The organism is Thalassospira sp. UBA1131 (genome assembly GCF_002311515.1).
Taxonomy (GTDB): Bacteria; Pseudomonadota; Alphaproteobacteria; order Rhodospirillales; family Thalassospiraceae; genus Thalassospira.
The window spans coordinates 128,489-133,235 of record NZ_DCAO01000036.1 but is presented as its reverse complement, the minus strand read 5'-3'; the positions used below and the strand labels follow the sequence as shown (position 1 = coordinate 133,235).

Below are 4,747 nucleotides of genomic sequence, written 5' to 3'. Positions count from 1 at the left end.
TGTCACAGGCCCCAGCGGAAACAGATTAAGCCAACGGGCAAATGCTGGAAGAATGGGTAAGGCGCTCACAGCAATGATTGCCAGAACACTCGCGCGGTCGAAGCCAAGGCCGTATGTTGATCCCGAACTCCAGGCCAACAAGCGTGTTGCGCGGGGATCACCACCGGCCATCAGAAATGCGATGAAGCCATCAAACAAAGCACCAATCGCAATACCGGCAATCAAAATCCGTTCCGGCGCGTATCCAGATTTTCGGGTAAGCGCAAAGATCGCCCCCAGGGTAATGAATGCACCAATTGCTGCACCAGAAATCTGCAACCAAGCCGTTGGTGCATCGATCAGGAAGACAATCGCAATCATACCGATTGCAGCACCTGCACTGACACCCAGACTTTCGGGACTTGCCATCGGGTTTGCCGTCATGCGTTGCAATATGGTGCCTGCAATTGCCAGCATGGTTCCAGCAGCCATTGCGCCGAGAATACGCGGACCGCGCCACGGCCAGACGGTATTCAGCGCATTACCCAATTGAAGTTGCCAGTCACCGTGAATATCTCGACCGACCAAGATCGCCCCTATGATCACCAGAAGCACACCAGCCAGAACGCGCAAGTGATTTCTAATGTTGCGCTGATCAGGTTCTGGGGCGGGTGACGTGTTTTGCGATGGTTGAGAATTGCTGCGCAGTTGCCGGATCATAATGATTAAAAGCGGTCCACCGAGAATCCCGGTCAGCGCACCAGCAGGCACCAATGTCCCAATATATCCTGATAAAACCTGAACACCTTGATCCGCAGCACACAATAGTACGGCGCCGAAAACAGCAGACATCAGAAGTTTTGATCGCAACCGTCTGAAGCCCAGCATGCGCGTAATGGCTGGTCCAGCCAGTCCGACAAACCCGATAATACCTACCGCTGCAACAATGGTTGCCGTAAGCCAACAGCCGATCAAAAGGCAAAGTAGTCGCAGTCGTCCTGGCGATGCGCCAAGGACGATCGCCTGATGATCGCTGAGATTAAGCATTTCAAGCGGTCGGGCCAAGGCGACAGCCAGTGCCGCACCCATGCATACTTTCGCTGCCAATGGTTCAAGGATATACCAACCGTCTTGGGTAAGGTCGCCGCTTCCCCAGATAAACAGGCTTTTTAGCCATTCATGGTGAATTATTGCCAAGGCAGTTGTTACTGCCCCACAATAGAGCGCGATTATCATACCTGTCAGGATGACGATCAGTGGCGAGAAGCCACTGCGGCGCGCCAAGGCAAATACCAGAAAACCGACAACAAGTGCACCCAACAGTGCAATCGTTTCCTGACCAATGGCAAACGCACCCGGCACATAGAGCGTCACCAGTGTCAGCGCCAGTTTAGCGCCGCCTGCAAGGCCAAGTGTGGACGGCGATGCCAACGGGTTTTTTAACGTGTGTTGAAACAAAGCACCGGCAACGGCAAGACCCGCACCAGCGACAAGTGCAATCAAAAACCTTGGTATCCAGCCCTGGGTAAGCAACAACGACCGCGTGTCCGATCCAGCCGCAAGGTCGAATATTGCCGCCGGGGACAGGCTACCGGCCTCAATGTCCAGAGACAGCAGGCTTAGCAACACGGCAAGGATGCAAAGCGAAACGGGAACCGCATGGAATTGGATCGCATGTCTGCGCATGGCTTGACTTGTCATGAAGCGAATTCCCCATGAGCAGCACCTTGCGATGTCAGGGCATTGGCAAGCAGATCAGAAAAGCGACCGGCGGCAAAAAGCCCGCCAAATGTTGCTACTGGTGGCATCGTGATCAGCCCAAAGCGTTTGATGGACGGTAGTTCCGAAAGGATCGGGCTATGTACAATTGCGCGGTCGACATTGTCTGGAACGGGTTTGATCGCGATGAGGGCTGCGTTTGAGTATTGCGCGATCTGATCGATCGTCACGGTCGCAAACCCCCAATGATTGGTGGGGCCTGTCCAGGCGTTTTTGACGGGAAGGCGATCAATCACATCCTGCATCAGACTGTTTTGCCCATAGACCCGCATGTGGCGCGGCGAGAGCATGCTGGTGACAAGTACCGAACTGGCCTGCGATGAAGTAAGTTTGCGAGAGGCTTGATCTATGCGGCTTAGGGTGTCCGAGATCAGTATCTCGGCAGTGCCCCGATGCCCGGTAACTTCGGCAATCTTTTGTGCCGCGGCCATCGCATTCAGGAAGGGCTTCTTGCTACTGCTATAAATGTCGATTTTTTCAATCGGGGCCAGGTCGGAAAGGCGGGAATACTGGTTTGCATAGAAACTGCTGGTCAGTATCAGATCGGGATCAAGTTGCGCCAATCTTTCCAGACTTGGTTGAAAACGTGCGCCAAGATTGATGACCTGTTCAGGAACTTTTGGTTCCTGAACCCAGGCGCGGTATCCTGGCACATCCGCCATGGCAAGCGGAACGATCCCCATCGCAAGTGCTGTTTCAGCAAGTGCGCCATCTGCGATGACTACACGCTTGGGAACATCAGCCTTAGCGGAGCGTGTAAAGCTTTCTGGCAGCACAGGTGTGAGCGTTGCAATGGCAGATAGACCAGCAAGACCCTTAAGAAAGTGTCGTCTGGAACATGTCTGATGTTGTTGATGCATTGAATCGCCCCCAATCACACATTGGCAAGGGCAAAAGGATGCCCATTGGTGGGGTGAGGCTGCACCAGCATATCCATGCCAAAAATATCGCGAAGCATGTCTGACTGCATGATGGTCGCCGGTGGCGCATCCGCGATCAGTTTACCGCCCTTAAGCGCGACAATATGATCGGCAAAGCGCGCGGCCAGATTGATGTCATGCAAGACGGCAACAATGCATAGACCGTCCTGTTTGCAGAGCTGTTCGAGTAAAAGCAGGATTTCGTATTGATGTGATAGATCCAGCGCAGAAATCGGCTCATCAAGCAAAAGGCAGGAGGCTTGTTGCGCAAGTGTAACTGCGATCCAGGCTCTTTGGCGTTCACCACCTGAAAGCGTGCTGACTGCGCGTTTGCGAAGGGCTTCGAGGCCCGTCAAAAGGATCGCACGTTCAATCGATTGTTTGTCGCGCTCGCGCAGGCGACCAAATGGCCCGTGCCATGGATAACGACCAAGCGCAATCAGTTCTTCGACGGTATAGTCCGCCCCGTGCCCCGGGTCCTGTGCGAGATAGGCAACGTTTTTGGCAAACTCACGTGCGCTAAACCGCCCAACGTCATTCCCGTCAAGTGTGACAGCTCCACTGGTTGGCTTGTTCAGTCCGGCCAGCATTTTAAGCGCAGTGGATTTCCCAGACCCATTATGGCCGACAATTGCTGTCAGGCAGCCAGCGCGGAAAGTAACGGATATGTTGTCAAGGAGTGTCACGCCTCTAGCCGTTTCAAAGCGGGCTTTTTGCATTCCAAGGACAGCAGGACGATCAGATAAATCCATGGCCATAATTAGCTCTCGATAAACGCAGAAAATCCGCGGTGAACGCGGATTGCGAGAATGGGGCCGGGGCGCAACCGTGCGCCCCGGATTAATCGATTACCAGTCGTATTTCAGAGTTGCAGCTATGGTCTGTCCTTCGATCTGGTAGCAGTAACCGTTGTTACAGATAGCGGCATCGTTATCGGCAAGGTTAGTGCCGTTAATCGCAAGGGTCAGACCATCCAGCTTGTTACTAAGTGCTGCGAAGTCATAGCGGATCGCAGCATCAAGCACCGTATAGGGCTTGTTCTTGCTCGTATTGGTGTAATTGGCATAGCTTGAGTCGGTGTAGCGGACACCAACGCCAAATCCCCATCCATCAAGAGGGCCTTGATTGAAGTTGTAGTTTGCCCAAGAGGATGCGGTCTTTTCCGGTGTTACAAGTGGGGTATTACCGCGATAGGAGCCTTTGACGATTTTGGCATTGTTGTAGGCAAGGTTGCCAACAAGGCTAAGATTTTCAGTTACATTGGCACTGCCTTCAATCTCAAGTCCGCGCGATTCAACTTTGCCAATTGAGTCATAATACGAACCGATAGAGCCACTGTAGCCAGCATAGCGGGCAACGTTGTCCTCGGTCAGGCGATAGGCGGAAACCGTGAAGAAGCCATCAAACCCGACCGGTTCGAACTTGATGCCAGCTTCATACTGCTCACCCTCCGTCGGGGTGAGCATTTTACCTTCAGAGTCCTGACTGGTGCTTGGCAAGAAGGATGTGCCCCAACTGACATAAGGCGAGATGCCATTGTCAAAGGCATAAAGGGCACTGACGTTAAAGGTTGTGGCGGTATTGTAGTCGGTTGACCCCGTATTGGTCAGTCGGCTGATACGTTTGCGTTCTGCATAATCAAAGCGCACACCACCATTCAGATGCCAGTTACCCAGTTCAATCTGGTCCTGAACATAGATGCCGGACTGATTATAGGTTACGTCATCAAGTGTTGTGTAAGCCGGTGTGGTGCCGGAGATCGAGCGATAAGGATCGCTGAGATAGAAGCTATAGTCACTAAGCACCGCGCTTGAACCGGAGCGGTAATCTGACTTGGAATACATCAGATCAAGACCGGTCAGGACTTCGTGTTTGGCGTCAGCGGTGTCGAAAGTCGTGATGACTTGATTGTCGACCTGCGCGCTCCAGAGGGTCTCCTGTACTGCTTGGGCTACGCGTCTATATTCGGTGTCGGCAGCATTCCAACCGCCACCAACAACACCACCGGTCAGATACCGTGCCTCAAGATCGAAATATCCAAACCGCGCCTTCTGGGCCAAAGTAACAGG

General features: G+C 53.2%; 4 protein-coding genes. All 4 read right to left on the bottom strand.

Annotated features, from left to right (window positions below; translation table 11 throughout):
- The coding region (locus B3Z49_RS05715) for an iron ABC transporter permease (protein ID WP_296988793.1) at nt 1–1,680 on the bottom strand (1,680 nt) is incomplete at its 3' end.
- Entirely contained in the window at nt 1,677–2,618 is a 942-nt protein-coding gene (locus tag B3Z49_RS05710; protein ID WP_296988791.1) for an ABC transporter substrate-binding protein, read from the bottom strand. The genes B3Z49_RS05715 and B3Z49_RS05710, both read right to left, overlap by 4 nt.
- A 14-nt stretch (nt 2,619–2,632) precedes the next feature.
- Nucleotides 2,633–3,364: an ABC transporter ATP-binding protein gene (locus B3Z49_RS05705; protein ID WP_296988789.1), complete on the bottom strand. Its 732-nt coding sequence runs from the start codon at nt 3,362–3,364 to the stop codon at nt 2,633–2,635.
- Between the two features lie 162 nt (nt 3,365–3,526).
- On the bottom strand, nt 3,527–4,747 hold a 1,221-nt coding region (locus tag B3Z49_RS05700; protein WP_296988787.1), incomplete at its 5' end, for a TonB-dependent siderophore receptor.